Here is a 15,847-nt window from a genome sequence, read left to right on the forward strand (position 1 = left end):
CGGGGTCCTAGTCCTCGCCCTTGAGTCCCAGAGTGGTCTTGGAGACCAGCATGAGGAACTCGGCGTTGGACTGGGTGTCCTTGATCTTGTTGGTGAGCAGCTCCAGCGCCTGCTGGGTGTCCAGACCCGAGAGCACGCGACGCAGCTTCCACATGATCTTGACCTCTTCGGAGGAGAGCAGGTTCTCCTCGCGCCGGGTGCCGGAGGCGTTGACGTCCACCGCCGGGAAGATGCGCTTGTCCGCCAGCTGACGGGACAGACGCAGCTCCATGTTGCCGGTGCCCTTGAACTCCTCGAAGATGACCTCGTCCATCTTGGACCCGGTCTCCACCAGAGCCGTGGCCAGGATGGTCAGCGAGCCGCCGTTCTCGATGTTGCGGGCGGCGCCGAAGAACCGCTTGGGCGGGTACAGCGCCGAGGAGTCCACACCGCCGGAGAGGATGCGGCCCGAGGCGGGAGCGGCCAGGTTGTAGGCACGGCCCAGACGGGTCATGGAGTCCAGGAGCACGACGACGTCACGCCCCATCTCCACGAGTCGCTTGGCGCGCTCGATGGCCAGTTCCGCCACGGTGGTGTGGTCGTCAGCCGGACGGTCGAAGGTGGAGGCGATGACCTCGCCCTTGACCGAACGCTGCATGTCGGTCACCTCCTCCGGGCGCTCGTCCACCAGCACCATCATCAGGTGCACCTCAGGGTTGTTGGTGGTGATCGCGTTGGCGATGGACTGCAGGATCATGGTCTTGCCCGCCTTGGGGGGCGAGACGATCAGACCGCGCTGGCCCTTGCCGATGGGCGCCACCAGATCGATCACGCGCGGACCGATCTTCTTGGGCTCGGTCTCCAGGCGCAGCCGCTCCTGCGGGTACAGCGGCACCAGCTTGGAGAAGTCCTGACGAGTGGGGTTCTCCTCGGCCGGCTGCCCGTTGACGCTGGTCAGCTTGATCAGCGCATTGAACTTCTGGCGGTTGGAGTTGTTCTGGCTCTCGCCCTCACGGGGTGCACGGATGGCGCCCATCACGGCGTCGCCCTTGCGCAGCCCGTACTTCTTGACCATGGACAGCGAGACGTAGACGTCGTTCTGACCGGGCAGGTAGCCGGAGGTGCGGACGAAGGCGTAGTTGTCCAGCACGTCCAGAATGCCGGCCACGGGCAGCAGGACATCATCCTCGGTCAGCTCGGTGTCATCCACCTCGGGGCCGCCGCGGCCACGACGGTTGCGTCCGCGCTCGTTGCGATCCTGGCGATCGTTGCGGTTGCGGTTGCGGCGGTTGCGGCGCGAGCCGCCCTCGTCGTCGCGGTCGTTGCGGTTCTGACGGTCGTTGCGGTCACCGCGGTTCGAGGAGCCGCCCTGATCGCTGCGGTCATGGCGATCCTGACGATCGTCGTTGCGCTGGGAACGCTCGCCGCGGTCGTTCCGGTCGGACTTCTCGTTGCGGTCCTGGCGATCCTGACGGTCATCCTGGCGATCGCCCCGGTTCGACCGGTCGTTGCGGCTGCGGCGTTCCCCGCGCTCGCCGCGGCCGCGGCCGTTCTGGTCCTGCTCGGAGGACTCCCCGCCGGTGTTCTGGTCCTGTCCGCCCTGCTCCTGCGGAGCGGACTGCTCCTGACCGGACGGGCCGGAGCCCTGCTGGTCCTGCTGACCACGGGAGGAACGCCCACGGCGGCTGCGGCCGGAGGGCTGGTCCTGACCACCCTGCTCCTCGGTCGAGGCGGCCTGCTGGTCCCCAGCGGTGGACTCGGAGCCGGACTCCTGGGCCGGAGCGGACTCGGCCGCACCGGCGGGCGACTCGGCCCGGCGTCCGCGCGAACGGCGGCCCCGAGTGGGAGCGGACTCGCCCTCACCGGCGGATTCGGCCGGGGCAGACGATGCGGGAGCGGACTCGGCCCCGCCCTGGTCGGCGGTCTTCTCGGCGGAGTCCTCGCTCGAGGCGGCGGAGCTGCGCTGGGCGGCCTCACGGTCGGCGACGGCGCCGCCGCGCTGATGACGTGAGATGGCCTCGACCAGATCGGACTTGCGCATGCGCGAGCCGCCGGTGATGCCGAGCTGCGAGGCCAGAGCCTGCAGCTGGGCCAGCTTGAGGCCGGCCAACCCGTTCGAGGCGGCCGGGCGCTGCGCGGCAGAGTCCTCGGTGCTCACGGGGGTGTCAGTGGTGTCGGTCACGAAGGTTTCCTTCTCCCTCGTCAGGCAGGTCTGTCGCACGGAGCGAGCCTGCTGGTGTTGTCCGGCCGCCGCACAGGATCGTGCTGCAGAAGACCGGGATGCAGATCCACCCATCCGGCGGTCCGGACGGTGGGGGCGGCACCGGCTGGTGCCTGTTCAGACCACAGGAGCGCCTGCTGGCGCGTGCCGGGTCTGAGGGGAATGACGTTCACACGGGACTCCGTGGCCAAGGGGCCGACACCGGGAAGAGGTGCAGTGCGGATCCCGTCAACGTCCCCGCTGCTCTCCGGAGTGGCGCAGGGCCGACCGGTTCGTTCTCAGCGGTGTCCCTTCACCTTAGCACCCGTGCGGTCCACGGGCAGAACGCTGACACGCCACTGCTGTTCCGAGCTGGCGGTGGCCTCGCGGATATGCCGCTCGGCCCGCTCGGCCTGCTCTGCGCCCGAGGTCAGCACCAGCACGGTGGGCCCGGCACCGGAGACCACGGCGGCCAGCCCCTCCGCCCTCAGGGAATGCACCAGGGCCAGGGACTCGGGCATGGCGGGAGCTCGGTGCTCCTGGTGCAGCCGGTCCTCGGTGGCTGCCAGCAGCACGCTGGGGTCTGTGGTCAGCCCGTGCACCAGCAGGGCGGCACGGCCGGCGTTGGCGGCGGCGTCAGCATGCGGGACCTGAGCCGGGAGCAGTCCACGCGCGGTCTCCGTGCTCAACGGCTCCGAGGGCACAGCGACCACCGGGACCAGCTGTGCGTGCGGCTCCAGCCGCACGGAGCGGTACCCGGCCGGATCCTGCCAGGACAGGGCCAGGCCCCCGCTCAGGGCGGGCGCCACATTGTCCGGGTGGCCCTCCAGTTCGGAGGCGGCGTCCAGGACCTGTTCCTCGGTGGATCGATCCTCCAGGGGCAGCAGCGCCTGGGCGATCAGCACCGCCGTGGCGTGGGCGGTGGCCGAGGAGCCCAGTCCACGCCCGTGGGGAATCCGATTGTGGGCGGTCAGCTGCAGTCCGCCCAGGTCCCATCCCGCGCGCGCCAGCTGCGCACGCACCGTGGTGATGATCAGGTGCCGGCCGTCCGTGGGCAGGTGGCCGGCGCCCTCCCCGGTGACCTCAGCGTGGAAGCCCTCGCCGGCCTCCAGGGTGCGCACGGTGACCTCATCGCGCAGCTCCAGTGCCAGGCCCATGGTGTCGAATCCCGGTCCGAGGTTGGCCGAGGTGGCCGGAACGGAGACGGTGACCTCGATCCCGGCCGGCAGCGTGCGCCGTCGTCGGGACTCTGCTGGGGGGCCCGGCACCGCTGGTGAGGTGCCCATCAGACCAGCCCCAGGGCCTCGGCCACCGAGACGACGTCATAGTCCACCTTCTGGGGGGTGACATCGGAGCCGTCCGCGTTCTTCAGCGCCCACTGGGGGTCCTTCAGACCGTGCCCCGTGACGGTGATGACCCAGCGCTTGCCGGCCGGGACGTTGCCCAGGGCATGGTGCTTGATCAATCCGGCCACGCCTGCGGCCGAGGCGGGCTCGACGAAGACACCCTCCTTGGAGGAGAGCCAGCGGTGGGCCTCCAGGATCTCCTCGTCGGTGACGGAGTCGATGATGCCGCCGGACTCGTCACGGGCGGCCTCGGCCTGCTCCCACGAGGCCGGGTTGCCGATCCGAATGGCGGTGGCCACGGTGTCCGGCTCGGTCACCGGGTGACCCAGCACGATCGGTGCGGCACCGGCGGCCTGGAAGCCCCACATGACAGGGGTCTTGGTGGACACGGCCGGGAGCTCCTCGTCCGAGGTCCCCTCATGCGGGTTGACGTAGGGGGCCGCGTATTCGCGGTAGCCCTTCCAGTAGGCGGTGATGTTGCCGGCATTGCCGACGGGCAGCAGGTGATAGTCCGGGGCGTCGCCGAGGGCGTCCACCACCTCGAAGGCACCGGTCTTCTGCCCTTCGATGCGCGCCGGGTTCACCGAGTTGACCAGGAACACCGGGTAGTTCTCGGCCAGCTTGCGCGCCACGTCCAGGCAGTTGTCGAAGTTGCCGTCCACCTGCAGCAGGGTGGCGCCGTGGGCGATGGCCTGGGAGAGCTTGCCCAGGGCGATCTTGCCGTCCGGGACCAGCACCGCGCAGGTCAGACCGGCCTGGGTGGCGTAGGCGGCGGCCGAGGCAGAGGTGTTGCCGGTGGAGGCGCAGACCACGGCCTTCGCCCCCTGCTCCACGGCGGCGGTGATGGCCATCGTCATGCCCCGGTCCTTGAAGGAGCCGGTGGGGTTCATCCCCTCGAACTTCACCCAGACCTCGCCCTGGACCAGCTCAGACAGCGCCGGTGCAGGGATGAGCGGGGTGCCGCCCTCGCCCAGGGTGACGACCCGGGTCTGCTCGGTCACGGGCAGACGATCGGCGTATTCGCGGACCACTCCGCGCCACTGGTGTGCCATGGTCAGTTGCCTTCCACTCGCAGGACGGAGATCACATCGGTGACCACGTCCAGGGCCGTCAGTTCGGCCACGGTCTGCTCCAGGTCCCGCTCCAGGGCCCGGTGGGTGATGAAACGCAGGGAGGACTCGGCCTCGGCATGCCCGGAGTGTCCCTCCGGCAGCGGCACCTGGCGCATGGCCTCGATCGAGACGCCGTGCTGGGCGAAGACACCGGCGGTCTGAGCCAGCACACCGGCCTGGTCCTTGACCTCCAGCACCACCAGGTAGCTGGTGGTGGCGTCACCGACCGGCAGCGCCGGAAGGGTGGCCTGCGGGGTGTGGGTGCGGCCCGGTCCCCCGCGCACCAGACGACGGGCGATGGAGACGGTGTCCCCCATGACGGCGCTGGCGGTGGGCGCTCCTCCGGCCCCGGGTCCATAGAACATCAGCTCGCCGGCGTTCTCCGCCTCCACGAACACGGCGTTGAACGCCCCGTGGACCGCGGCCAGGGGGTGCTGACGGGGCAGCAGCGTGGGATGCACGCGCAGCACAGCTCCCTCCGTGGAGTCAGCTCCGTCCCCGCCCGGCGTGGTGATGCGCTCGGCAATGGCCAGCAGCTTGATGACATAGCCGGCCTCAGCAGCCGCCTCGTTGTCTGCGGCGGTGATGGCGGTGATGCCCTCGCAGTGGACCTGGTCCAGGGTGAACGGCGCATGGAAGGCCAGGTTGGCCAGGATGGCGGCCTTGGCGGCGGCGTCATGCCCCTCCACGTCCGCCGTGGGATCGGCCTCGGCGTAGCCCAGGCGCTGGGCCTCGGCCAGGGCGTCGTCGAAGGTCGCCCCGGTGGTGTCCATCTGGTCCAGGATGTAGTTCGTGGTGCCGTTGGCGATGCCCATGATCCGTGTGACGCGGTCGCCGGAGAGGGAGTCCCGCAACGGACGCAGGATGGGGATGGCACCGGCCACGGAGGCCTCGAAGGACAGCTGGGTGCCGGCCTCGGCCGCGGCCCGGTACAGTTCCGAGCCGTGCTGGGCCAACAGAGCTTTGTTGCCGGTCACCACGGCGGCGCCGCGGGAGATGGCCCGCTGGATCAGCGACTTCGCCGGCTCGATCCCGCCCAGCAGCTCGATCACGATGTCCGCCTGGTCCACCAGGGCCTCGGCGTCGGTGGTGTAGAGCTCACCGGGCAGCTGATACTCGCGCTCGGCGTCGGTGCGGCGCACGAACACGCCGACCAGCTCGAGACGTGCCCCGACGCGGGCCTGGAGCATCTCGGCGTCCTCGGTGAGGATCCGCGCCACCTGGGAGCCGACGTTGCCGGCACCCAGCAGGGCGATCTTGAGGGGCTCGTGCGTGGTGGTCAATGGTCCTCCGTAGGAATCGGTCGGTCTCACTCGGTCTCGCGGGCGAAGAGGTCGTCCTCGGTCTCGCGGCGGATGATCAGCCGAGAGACACCGTCCTTGACGGCGACGACGGCCGGCCGGGTGAGCAGGTTGTAATTGCTGGACAGGGCATGGCAGTAGGCGCCGGTGGCAGGCACGGCCAGCAGGTCACCGCGCTGCAGGTCCTCCGGCAGGTAGGCGTCTCGCACCACGATGTCCCCGGACTCGCAGTGCTTGCCGACCACCCGTGAGAGGACGGGGGTCGCCTCGGTGGTCCGTGATGCCAGGACGGCGGTGTAGTCGGCGTCGTAGAGCACGGGACGGGGGTTGTCGCTCATCCCGCCGTCCACGGCCACGTAGCGGCGCGGGAACGTCCCGTCCGCATGGTCCACGGCCACGGTCTTGCGCACGCCCACGGTGTACAGGCTCAGTCCGGCCGGACCGGAGATGGCCCGGCCCGGTTCGATCGAGATCCGGGGGCAGCGCATCTGCAGCCGCTCACAGACCGCGCGGACCACAGCGGCCAAGGCCGTGGCGATCTGCTCGGGTGCACGAGGCTCGTCGGCGCTGGTGTAGGCGATGCCGTGGCCGCCGCCCAGGTCCAGCTCCTCCAGCTCCACCCCGTGGTCCTGGCGGATGGCGGCCAGGAAGGTCAGCAGCCGTTCGGCGGCCAGGGCGAAGCCGTCAGCCTCGAAGATCTGGGATCCGATGTGGCAGTGCAGGCCCCGCAGCTCGATCGAGGGAGCGGCCAGCGCCTGGGCCACGGCCTGGGCCGCCGGAGACTTTCCAGGGATCGGCCCGTCCATCCGCTGCGCATCGGCGGAGAGGTCCGGGTCCTGCCCCTCGGTGAAGGAGGAGTCGGCCATGGACAGACCGAACTTCTGGTCCTCGTGGGCGGTGGCGATGAACTCGTGGGTGTGCGCGTGCACGCCCGGTGTCAGCCGCAGCATCACCGGTGCGGTGAGACCTGCCTCCTGCGCCAGCTCGGCGAGACGGGTCAGCTCATCCAGGGAGTCCACCACGATCCGGCCCACCCCGACCTCCAGGGCGCGGCGCAGTTCGCCATCAGACTTGTTGTTGCCGTGCAGGCCGATGCGAGCGGGGTCCACCCCGGCCCGCAGCGCCACGGCCAGCTCCCCGCCGGAGGCGGTGTCCAGACACAGGCCCTCCTCCGCGATCCAGCGGGCCACCGGGGTGACCAGGAAGGACTTGCCGGCGTAGTAGACGTCCACTCCCCCGCACAAGTCCTCGAATGCGGCGTCGAAGGCATCACGGAAGGATCGGGCACGGGCCCGGAAGTCGTCCTCGTCCACCACCAGCAGCGGGGTTCCGTAGTCGGCTGCGAGCTGGGAGGCGGGGATGCCCTGCACCGCCAGCTGGCCGTCGTCGTGCCGACTCACTCCGGAGGAGAAGATCACCGGGTCCAGGGCGTTGCCGTCCTCGGGGACCTGCAGCCAGTCCGGTGCCAGGGGCGAGGCGGTGTGGGCGGCCATCACATCCGCTCCGGGGCGGAGACGCCCAGAAGCGCCAGGCCATTGGCCAGGACCTGGGCGGTGGCCTCGTTGAGCCACAGACGGGTGCGGTTCAGATCCGAGATCTCCCCGGGGCCGTCCTCACCGGCCACCGGGACGATCCGGCAGACCGCATACCAGGAGTGGTAGGCCGAGGCCAGCAGTTCCAGATGCCGGGCCACCCGGTGCGGCTCGCGCAGCTTGGCGGCCTGGCCCACGACCGAGGGGAACTCGCCCAGACGGGCCAACAGCTCGGACTCGGTGGGGTCGGTGAGCAGCGCGGCGTCGAACGCCCCCCGGTCCACGCCGGCGGCCTCGGCGGTGCGCGCGGCACCGCGGGTGCGGGCATGGGCGTACTGCACGTAGAACACCGGGTTGTCGTTGGTGCGGGACTGCAGCACCTCGGGATCGATGGTGATCGGCGAGTCCGCGGGATACCGGGCCAGCGAATAGCGCAGCGCGTCCTTGCCCAGCCACTGGACCAGGTCCTTGAGTTCGATGATGTTGCCGGCACGCTTGGAGAGCTTGGCGCCGTTGACCGAGATCAGTTGGCCGATGAGGATCTCGATGTTGTGGTTCGGGTCGTCGCCGGCGCAGGCGGCGATGGCCTTGAGCCGTCCCACATAGCCGTGGTGGTCGGCGCCGAGCAGATAGATCTTCTCCGGGAAGCCGCGGTCCTTCTTGGAGAGGTAGTACGCGGCGTCGGCGGCGAAGTAGGTGGGCTCACCGTTGGCGCGGATCAGCACGCGGTCCTTGTCATCGCCGAAGTCGGTGGTGCGCAGCCAGACGGCGCCGTCCCGGTCCTCGATGTGGCCCTGCTCCCGAAGCCGGGCCACGGCGTCCTCGATCGCACCGGACTCGTGCAGATCCTTCTCCGAGAACCAGACGTCGAAGTGGACGTCGAAGGCATCCAGGGTGTCCCGGATGTCCTGGAGCTGAAAACGGTAGGCGGACTCCCGGATGACCGGCAGGGCGGCCTCCTCGGTCAGATTGCGCACGTCCGGGTGCTCGGTGAGCACCTGATCGGCCAGCTCCTGGACGTAGGCGCCGGGGTACCCGCCCTCCGGCACGGGCAGGCCGTGCAGGCGGTTGTAGACAGACTGGGCGAAGACGTTCATCTGCGAACCGGCGTCGTTGATGTAGTACTCGGCAGTGACATCCGCGCCGGAGGCCGCCAGCAGGCGTGCGATCGAGTCACCCAAGGCCGCCCAGCGGGTGTGGCCGATGTGCAGCGGACCCGTGGGGTTGGCGGAGACGAACTCCATGTTCACGGTGCGTCCGGCCAGCACCGCGTTGCGGCCGTACTCCGCTCCGGCCTCCACGATGGCCCGAGCCAGCTCGCCGGCGGCGGCTGCGTCCAGGGTGATGTTGAGGAACCCGGGTCCGGCGATGTCCACCGAGGCGATGCCGTCACGGTCCTGCACACGGGTGGCCAGCACGGTGGCGAACTCGCGCGGGTTCATCCCCGCCTTCTTGGACAGCTGCAGCGCTACATTGGTGGCCCAGTCTCCGTGCTCGCGGCTCTTGGGTCGCTCCACCTTCACGGTGGCCGGGACGTCAGCGGCGTCCAGAGAGATCTCGCCGGCGTCGATGGACTCGCGCAGGCAGGCAGAGAGCAGGGAGGAGAGTTCTTCGGGGGTCACCTGCCACAGTCTAGGGTTCTGGCGCTGGCCCTCCCCAATCCGATGCCTCCCGTGACGCGGCCGGGATGCGTCCGCCCCCGCGATCCCTCCGCGTCGATTCGGTGCCACCGGGCGCGACGGTGTACTGTGGTCGAGTCCCGTCACGGGACCCCCGCCTCCGTAGCTCAGGGGATAGAGCGTCTGCCTCCGGAGCAGAAGGCCGCAGGTTCGAATCCTGCCGGGGGCACCATTCTCTGGCCTTCCCCTCCCTCACCTCCGTGCAGCCGTGGGCTGCCGACCGAGCTGACGTGGCCGTCGTCGGGATGGCCCTCAACAGTGACAGAGTGGAGGGAATGACCTCCACCGCAGCACCGCACTCCTCCGCCCTCGCGGGGCGCCCCCTCTCGACGACAGGCATGGTCCTGGGCGTGGCGGCCACGTTCATCGGCACCACGATCGGTGCTGGCTATGCCTCGGGTCAGGAGATCCTGCAGTACTTCGTCAGCTTCGGTGTGTGGGGTGGGATCGGAGCCCTGCTGATCGCCGGCCTGCTCTTCTTCGTGCTCTCGGCCACAGTGCTCACCCTGGCCCACCGGCTGCGCACCCAGGACATCCACGATCTGGTCAATCCCACCTCCAGCCGCTGGCCCACTCGGTTCGCGGACCTGTGCATCACGGTCTCGCTGCTGGGCACCCTGGTGATCATGCTCGCCGGGGCCGGAGCCGCCCTGACCGGGCCGTTGGGCGTGCCGCCCCTGATCGGCGCGCTGATCATGGCCGGGGTCTGCGTGCTCAGCGTGCTGGCCGGGGTGACCGGGCTGGTGCGCGTGCAGCAGGCCGTGGTGCCGGTGATCATCGTGGTGGCCCTGGGAGTGGCGATCTGGGCGATCCTGACACCGGAGGCGCCCACCGGCCAGGACGCCACGGCCCTGGTGAACTCCTCCCCGCTGATCAACACCTGGTGGATGTCCGGCATCCTCTATGTGGCGTTCAACATCCAGCTGGCCTACGCCGTGCTCGCCCCGGTGGGCGCCGCAGCGGTCTCCGGCCGGGGTCTGCGCCGCGGCGCGCTCCTCGGGGCGTTGGCCCTGGTGGCCATGGCGGGGGCGATCATGGCGGCACTGATGGTCAACGCCTCGGCGGTGGGCCAGGCCGAGCTGCCCATGGTGGATCTGGCGGCGCGCATCGGCCCGTGGGCCTCCTTCCTGTTCCTGGCCGTGCTGCTGCTGGCACAGTTCACCACCGCGGTCTCCTGCCTGTTCGGCTCCGTCCAGCGTCTGCGCCGGGTGCACGCCCTGCGCCGGCTCCCGGTGTGGACCGTGGCGGCCGGCACGGCCCTGGTCACGGCGGTGCTCTCCGGCGTGGGCTTCTCCCAGCTGGTCGGGATCGTCTATCCGCTGCTGGGCTACGCGGGGATCGTGATCATCGTGATGCTGCTGGTCACCGCAGCCCTGCACCGACGGCGCCGGCGGGCGTCCTCCACCTCCGCACCGGAGCCCACCCGTGCCGGCTGAACAGGATCCTCAGACCGCTCCGGTCTCGGTTCCTTCCCCTGCCTCCCCGGTCTCCCCTGACCTGATCAGGGGCGACGACGGCCGGCTGCGTCCGGCATGGGCGTCCGGGGACGCTCTGCTCCGGGAGTACTACGACACCGAGTGGGGCATGCCGGTGCGCGATGAACGGGGACTCTTCGAGCGGCTGAGCCTGGAGGCGTTCCAGTCAGGCCTGAGCTGGGCGATCATCCTGCGCAAGCGCGAGGCGTTCCGTGCCGCCTTCACTGGTTTCGACCCCGAGGCGGTGGCGCAGTTCGGCGACGCCGACGTGGAGCGGCTGCTGGCCGACGCCGGGATCGTGCGCAACCGGGCCAAGATCCTGGCCACCATCGGCAATGCCCGAGCCACCCTGGCCCTGCGCGAGGACCCTGACCTGCCCGGTGACCTGCCCCAGCTGCTCTGGTCCTTCCAGCCTGCCAGCACCCCGGCGCCGATGACCGTGGCTGAGGTCCCCACGCAGTCCGCGGAGTCGGCCGCGCTGGCCCGGGAGCTCAAGCGCCGGGGGTTCCGCTTCGTCGGCCCCACCACCGCCTACGCACTGATGGAAGCCGTGGGGATGGTGGACACCCATCTGGTGGGGTCCTGGAGGCGGGGCACCTCCGGGGTGTGGTGACGGGGCCGTCGTCGGGAGTCCGCCCCAGCGCCCGGCCCTCCCCGTGGTTCAGGTTCCGCAGCGTCCACTGACAGCGAAAATGAACGCCGTTCACCGTGCGCTGGTTCACTTCACCGGCCAAAACGGCGAGGATGGACGGTGACGGGAGAACCGCTGTGCGGCGACTCCCTCCCCCGTCCGGATCACCCCGGGCGCCGCTGGACCCATCAAGGAGTGACACATGAGCGCACCATCCACTGCAGACCTGGGCTACCGCACCCAGAACCCCGCCACCGGCGAGGTGGAGAAGCAGTTCGACACCGCCACGGACGAGCAGATCCAGCAGGCGCTGGAGAAGTCCCAGAAGGCCTACCAGGAGTGGTCCAAGCGGCCCATGTCCGAGCGTGCGGCCATCGTGAAGAAGGTCGCCTCCCTCTTCACCGAGCGGCGCAAGGAGCTGGCCCAGCTGGCCGCCCGCGAGATGGGCAAGCCGGCCAATGAGGGCAGCGGCGAGGCTCGGTTCTGCGACGCCATCTTCTCCTACTACGCCGACAACGGCGAGGAGCTGACCAAGGACCAGGTCGTCAAGGACATCGACGGGCAGAAGGCCGTGATCGAGCGGCTGCCGATCGGCCCGCTGCTGGGCATCATGCCCTGGAACTACCCCTACTACCAGGTGGCCCGCTTCGCCGCGCCGAACCTGGTCCTGGGCAACACCATCATCCTCAAGCACGCTGAGATCTGCCCGCAGTCGGCCCTGGCCATCCAGCAGATCATGGACGACGCCGGAGTGCCCGAGGGCGTGTACCAGAACGTCTTCGCCACCCACGACCAGATCTCCACGATCATCGCCGACCCGCGCATCCAAGGCATCTCGCTGACCGGCTCTGAGCGTGCCGGTGCCTCCGTGGCCGAGCAGGCCGGACGCCACCTGAAGAAGGTCGTGCTGGAGCTGGGCGGCTCCGATCCCTACGTGGTGCTCTCCGCCGAGGACCCCAAGGCCGCCGCCGAGGAGGCCCTGGCCATCCGTCTGGAGAACACCGGCCAGGCCTGCAACTCCAACAAGCGCATGATCGTCATGGATGACATCTACGACGACTACGTGGCCGGCCTGGTGGAGAAGGCCAAGGCCCTGAAGCCCGGCGATCCGCTGAACCCGCAGGAGGGCACCTACGGGCCACTCTCCTCCGAGGCCGCCGCGAACGCCCTGGTGGAGCAGATCGAGGACGCCGTCAAGAACGGCGCCACCCTGCACGCCGGTGGCAAGCGCGTGGACGGACCCGGCTACTACGTGGAGCCCGCTGTGCTGACCGGAGTCACCAAGGAGGCTCGCGCCTACTACGAGGAGCTCTTCGGTCCGGCCGCCGTGGTCTACCAGGTCACCTCGGATGAGGAGGCGCTGGAGCTGGCCAACGATACCCCCTTCGGTCTGGGCGGTGCCGTGTTCGCCACCGAGGACGGCCGCGCGGAGAAGCTTGCCTCGAAGCTGCAGGTGGGCATGGCCAACGCCAACGCCTACGCCGCAGAGGGCGCCGAGATGCCCTTCGGCGGTGTCAAGCGCTCCGGCTACGGCCGCGAGCTCGGCCCGCTGGGCATGGAGGAGTTCGTGAACAAGCGCCTCTATTACGTGGTGGACGAGGACTGACCCTCCCTGCCCCATGGAGGGGTTCCGTTCCCCCGGCCTGACCGGCCGGTGCGGATTCCCGACGACGCCCGGTGCCTTCCAGCAAGAAGGCACCGGGCGTCGTGGCGTCCGGAGGCGTCGAGATGTCCGGGAGGCGCGGGTCACCGAAGGCTGCGGACACGGCGCGTGCCAGAATGAGGGCCATGAGCGACTCCGAGACCTTCGCGCTGACCTCACCCGCCGAGGGACCTGTTGCCCTGAACCAGTCCTGGCTCGGCTCGGATCGGCTGCTGGAGTGGATCATCGCCTGCCAGTCCGATCCAGCCACGGGCACCGCCTACCTCGGGGGCACCGCGGAGGGGGTGCGGGCCGAGCTGGAAGGCCTGGACCAGGACTGGACGGACACCGTCCGCGTGGTCACCGTCCAGGGCCAGCCGGTGGCCGCGTGCGCCGTGGAGTGGGACGAGGAGCCCGCCACCGCGTGGATCCAGGGCCCCTGGGGCAGCGAGGATGCCGTAGAGACCTGGGGTGAGCCACTGATGGCAGCCATGGTGGAGCAGCTGCCCGCTGAGATCACCACCCTGGAGATCTGCGGCGAGGTCCGCAACTCAGCCATGGCAGACCTGGCGGATCGGTTGGGGTGGCAGCCCACGGAGGTGAACCACGCCATGGTGCTGCCGGTGGAGGCTGCACGGTCTGTGGTGAAGGAGCTGGGCAGTGTCCTGTCGACCGTGACCGTACGGGATGTCCTCGAGGATGACCTGCCCAGTCTGGCGCATCTGCATGAGTCCGAGTTCCCGGACGCCTATGCCACCACCTCGCAGCTGCTGACACGCCACCTCACCGTGGTGACCACGCAGGACGAGCAGGTGCTCGGATACGCCAGCGGACAGATCCAGGACGACGGCCAGGCCTACATCGACTTCACCGCGGTGGATCCTGCCGCACGCCGCCGAGGACTGGGGCGGACCTTGATCCTGGCGCTGACCGGTCGCCTGGTGGAGACGGCTGATCCTGATCGCCTGACCCATGTGCACCTGACCGTGCAAGAGGAGAAGACCTCCGCCCGTGCGCTGTATGAGTCCGTGGGATTCAGAACCGATGTCTCCCTCCGCGGCTACCGAGGCCCCCGGCCGCTGGACTGACCTCGGCCATCATGCCGGCCCCGGCACAGCAGTGGCCCGCTCCCCCCGAGGAGAGCGGGCCACTGCTTCGTGGTGGCGGGTCAGCCGTCCGAGCCAGTGGATCAGACGGCGCGCGTCGGCTCGTTGCCGGCGGCGATGGAGGCCGCCTCGTCGAACTCGGCCTCCACGCCGGGCTGGTGCTTGAAGGTCACCAGGGAGACCAGGACACCGACGATCAAGGCCAACAGGAATCCGGGGACGATCTCGTAGAGGGCGAAACCCTCCCAGACCTCGTCCGAGACGTTGCCCCAGATCGCCACAACCACAGCACCCACCAGCATCGAGGCCAGGGCACCCATGGCGGTGAAGCGCTTCCAGAACAGCGCGAGCAGGATGACCGGGCCGAAGGCGGCACCGAATCCGGCCCAGGCGAAGCCGACCAGCTCGAGCACGCTGGACTCCGGGTCCAGGGCGAGCAGTCCGGCGATCACGGCGACCACCAGCACACCGGCGCGGCCCATCCACATCTGGCGCTGGGGGGTGGCCTCCTTGCCGAAGATCTTGTACAGGTCCTCCACCAGGGCGGAGGAGCAGACGATCAGCTGCGAGGAGACGGTGGACATGATCGCGGCCAGCACGGCGGCCAGGACGAAGCCGGCGACCAGCGGGTGGAACAGCACCTGGCTCAGCACCAGGAAGACGGTCTCAGGGTCGTCCAGGGTGGTGGGGTTGGCCTGGAAGTAGGCCAGTCCGACCACGGCGGTCATCACGGCGCCCAGGGCGCAGATAGCCATCCAGGCCACGCCGATGCGACGTCCGACGGCGGCCTCCTTGGCCGAGCGCAGGGCCATGAAGCGCACGATGATGTGTGGCTGACCGAAGTAGCCCAGGCCCCAGGCCAGAGCGGAGATGGTGCCGATCCAGGTGGCGTTGGCGAAGAGCGAGAGGTGGTCCACACCCTCGCCGGAGGCGGCGTCGACCGCGCGGACCGAGTCCACGATGGCATCCCAGCCGCCCATGGTGACGATGGTGGCCACCGGCACGGCGATCAGTGCCAGCAGCATCATCAGCCCCTGGACGACATCGGTCAGGGAGGCACCCAGGAAGCCGCCGAACAAGGTGTAGGCCACGGTGATGGCAGCGACCAGCAGCATGCCGAAGAGGTAGGTCGAGCCGAAGGAGGACTCGAAGAACTTGCCGCCGGCCACCATGCCCGAGGAGACGTAGAAGGTGAAGAAGGCCAGGATGATCAGTCCGGAGACGATCCGCAGGAGGCGGGTGCGATCACAAAAGCGGTTCTCCAGGAAGGAGGGCACCGTGATCGAGTTGTTGGAGACCTCGGTGTAGGAGCGCAGGCGCGGAGCCACGAACTTCCAGTTCAGCCAGGCGCCGACGGTCAGGCCGATGGCGATCCAGGCCTCCACCAGCCCGGCGGCGTAGACCGCGCCGGGCAGGCCCATCAGCAGCCAGCCGGACATGTCCGAGGCGCCGGCGGACAGCGCGGCCACCCCCGGGGACATCCTGCGTCCGGCCAGCATGTAGTCGTCCAGGTCGTTGTTCTTCCGTGAGGCCCACAGCCCGATGCCCAGCATCGCGGCGAAGTACAGCCCGACGGCGATGATCTTGAAGATCTGATCCTGATCCATCAAGGATTCCTCTCGCGTCGTTCAGTTCTGTCTGGTCTGTCTCGGTGCACTGTCGCCCGGGGTTCCGGGCACAGGTCGGCCCGGGGACAACAGGATTTGACGTCTACCGTTCCATGATTCTTTCTCGATGGCTAATCGGGCAGATCGGATCACCTGATCAGAATCAATGCAGATTTCGTGCTGACTCGGCCCTGTCAGGTGACGGCAGAGCCCAGGGCACCGGCCACCGTAGACTGG

11 protein-coding genes and 1 tRNA gene are annotated in these 15,847 nt (G+C 69.4%); 5 read left to right on the forward strand and 7 right to left on the reverse strand.

Annotated features, from left to right (window positions below; genetic code table 11):
- Window positions 1-7: 7 nt before the first annotated feature.
- The 6 genes from rho to argS all read right to left on the reverse strand — a co-directional run bounded on the left by rho (window position 8) and on the right by argS (window position 9,092).
- Window positions 8-2,161 carry a transcription termination factor Rho gene (rho, locus tag BM355_RS03615; RefSeq protein ID WP_245760575.1) on the reverse strand — a complete coding sequence of 718 codons (2,154 nt, stop codon included), beginning with the start codon at window positions 2,159-2,161 and terminating at the stop codon, window positions 8-10.
- 317 nt (window positions 2,162-2,478) lie between these two features.
- Entirely contained in the window at window positions 2,479-3,465 is a 987-nt protein-coding gene (gene thrB / locus BM355_RS03620) for a homoserine kinase (RefSeq protein ID WP_091694699.1), read from the reverse strand.
- The gene (gene thrC, locus BM355_RS03625) at window positions 3,465-4,577 is read right to left on the reverse strand and encodes a threonine synthase (RefSeq protein ID WP_091694702.1); all 1,113 of its coding nucleotides are present in this window, start codon (window positions 4,575-4,577) and stop codon (window positions 3,465-3,467) included. Before thrC ends, thrB begins: the two co-directional genes overlap by 1 nt.
- 2 nt (window positions 4,578-4,579) lie before the next feature.
- On the reverse strand, window positions 4,580-5,920 hold the full coding sequence (locus BM355_RS03630; protein WP_091694705.1) for a homoserine dehydrogenase: 1,341 nt from the start codon (window positions 5,918-5,920) through the stop codon (window positions 4,580-4,582).
- A gap of 26 nt (window positions 5,921-5,946) precedes the next feature.
- Window positions 5,947-7,431 carry a diaminopimelate decarboxylase family protein gene (locus BM355_RS03635; RefSeq protein ID WP_091694709.1) on the reverse strand — a complete coding sequence of 495 codons (1,485 nt, stop codon included), beginning with the start codon at window positions 7,429-7,431 and terminating at the stop codon, window positions 5,947-5,949.
- A complete protein-coding gene (gene argS, locus BM355_RS03640) occupies window positions 7,431-9,092 on the reverse strand; it encodes an arginine--tRNA ligase (RefSeq protein WP_177227817.1) in 1,662 nt (553 codons plus the stop codon). Before argS ends, BM355_RS03635 begins: the two co-directional genes overlap by 1 nt.
- Window positions 9,093-9,245: 153 nt before the next feature.
- Between argS and BM355_RS03645 the strand changes: the two genes are divergently transcribed.
- The 5 genes from BM355_RS03645 (at window position 9,246) to BM355_RS14300 (ending at window position 13,985) form a co-directional block, all read left to right on the forward strand.
- Window positions 9,246-9,321 (forward strand) — tRNA-Arg (locus tag BM355_RS03645).
- Between the two features lie 103 nt (window positions 9,322-9,424).
- On the forward strand, window positions 9,425-10,585 hold the full coding sequence (locus BM355_RS03650; protein ID WP_091694716.1) for a YkvI family membrane protein: 1,161 nt from the start codon (window positions 9,425-9,427) through the stop codon (window positions 10,583-10,585).
- A 64-nt stretch (window positions 10,586-10,649) separates the two neighbouring features.
- A complete protein-coding gene (locus tag BM355_RS03655) occupies window positions 10,650-11,237 on the forward strand; it encodes a DNA-3-methyladenine glycosylase I (RefSeq protein WP_218154304.1) in 588 nt (195 codons plus the stop codon).
- Between the two features lie 220 nt (window positions 11,238-11,457).
- Window positions 11,458-12,861, forward strand: coding sequence for an NAD-dependent succinate-semialdehyde dehydrogenase (locus BM355_RS03660; protein ID WP_091694723.1), 1,404 nt, complete (start codon window positions 11,458-11,460; stop codon window positions 12,859-12,861).
- Between the two features lie 182 nt (window positions 12,862-13,043).
- Window positions 13,044-13,985 carry a GNAT family N-acetyltransferase gene (locus BM355_RS14300; protein WP_177227818.1) on the forward strand — a complete coding sequence of 314 codons (942 nt, stop codon included), beginning with the start codon at window positions 13,044-13,046 and terminating at the stop codon, window positions 13,983-13,985.
- Between the two features lie 101 nt (window positions 13,986-14,086).
- Here the strand turns inward: BM355_RS14300 and putP are convergent, their stop codons facing one another.
- Entirely contained in the window at window positions 14,087-15,610 is a 1,524-nt protein-coding gene (gene putP, locus BM355_RS03670) for a sodium/proline symporter PutP (protein ID WP_091694732.1), read from the reverse strand.
- Window positions 15,611-15,847: the final 237 nt, after the last annotated feature.

The sequence above is a fragment of the Micrococcus terreus genome (assembly GCF_900116905.1).
GTDB lineage: Bacteria > Actinomycetota > Actinomycetes > Actinomycetales > Micrococcaceae > Citricoccus > Citricoccus terreus.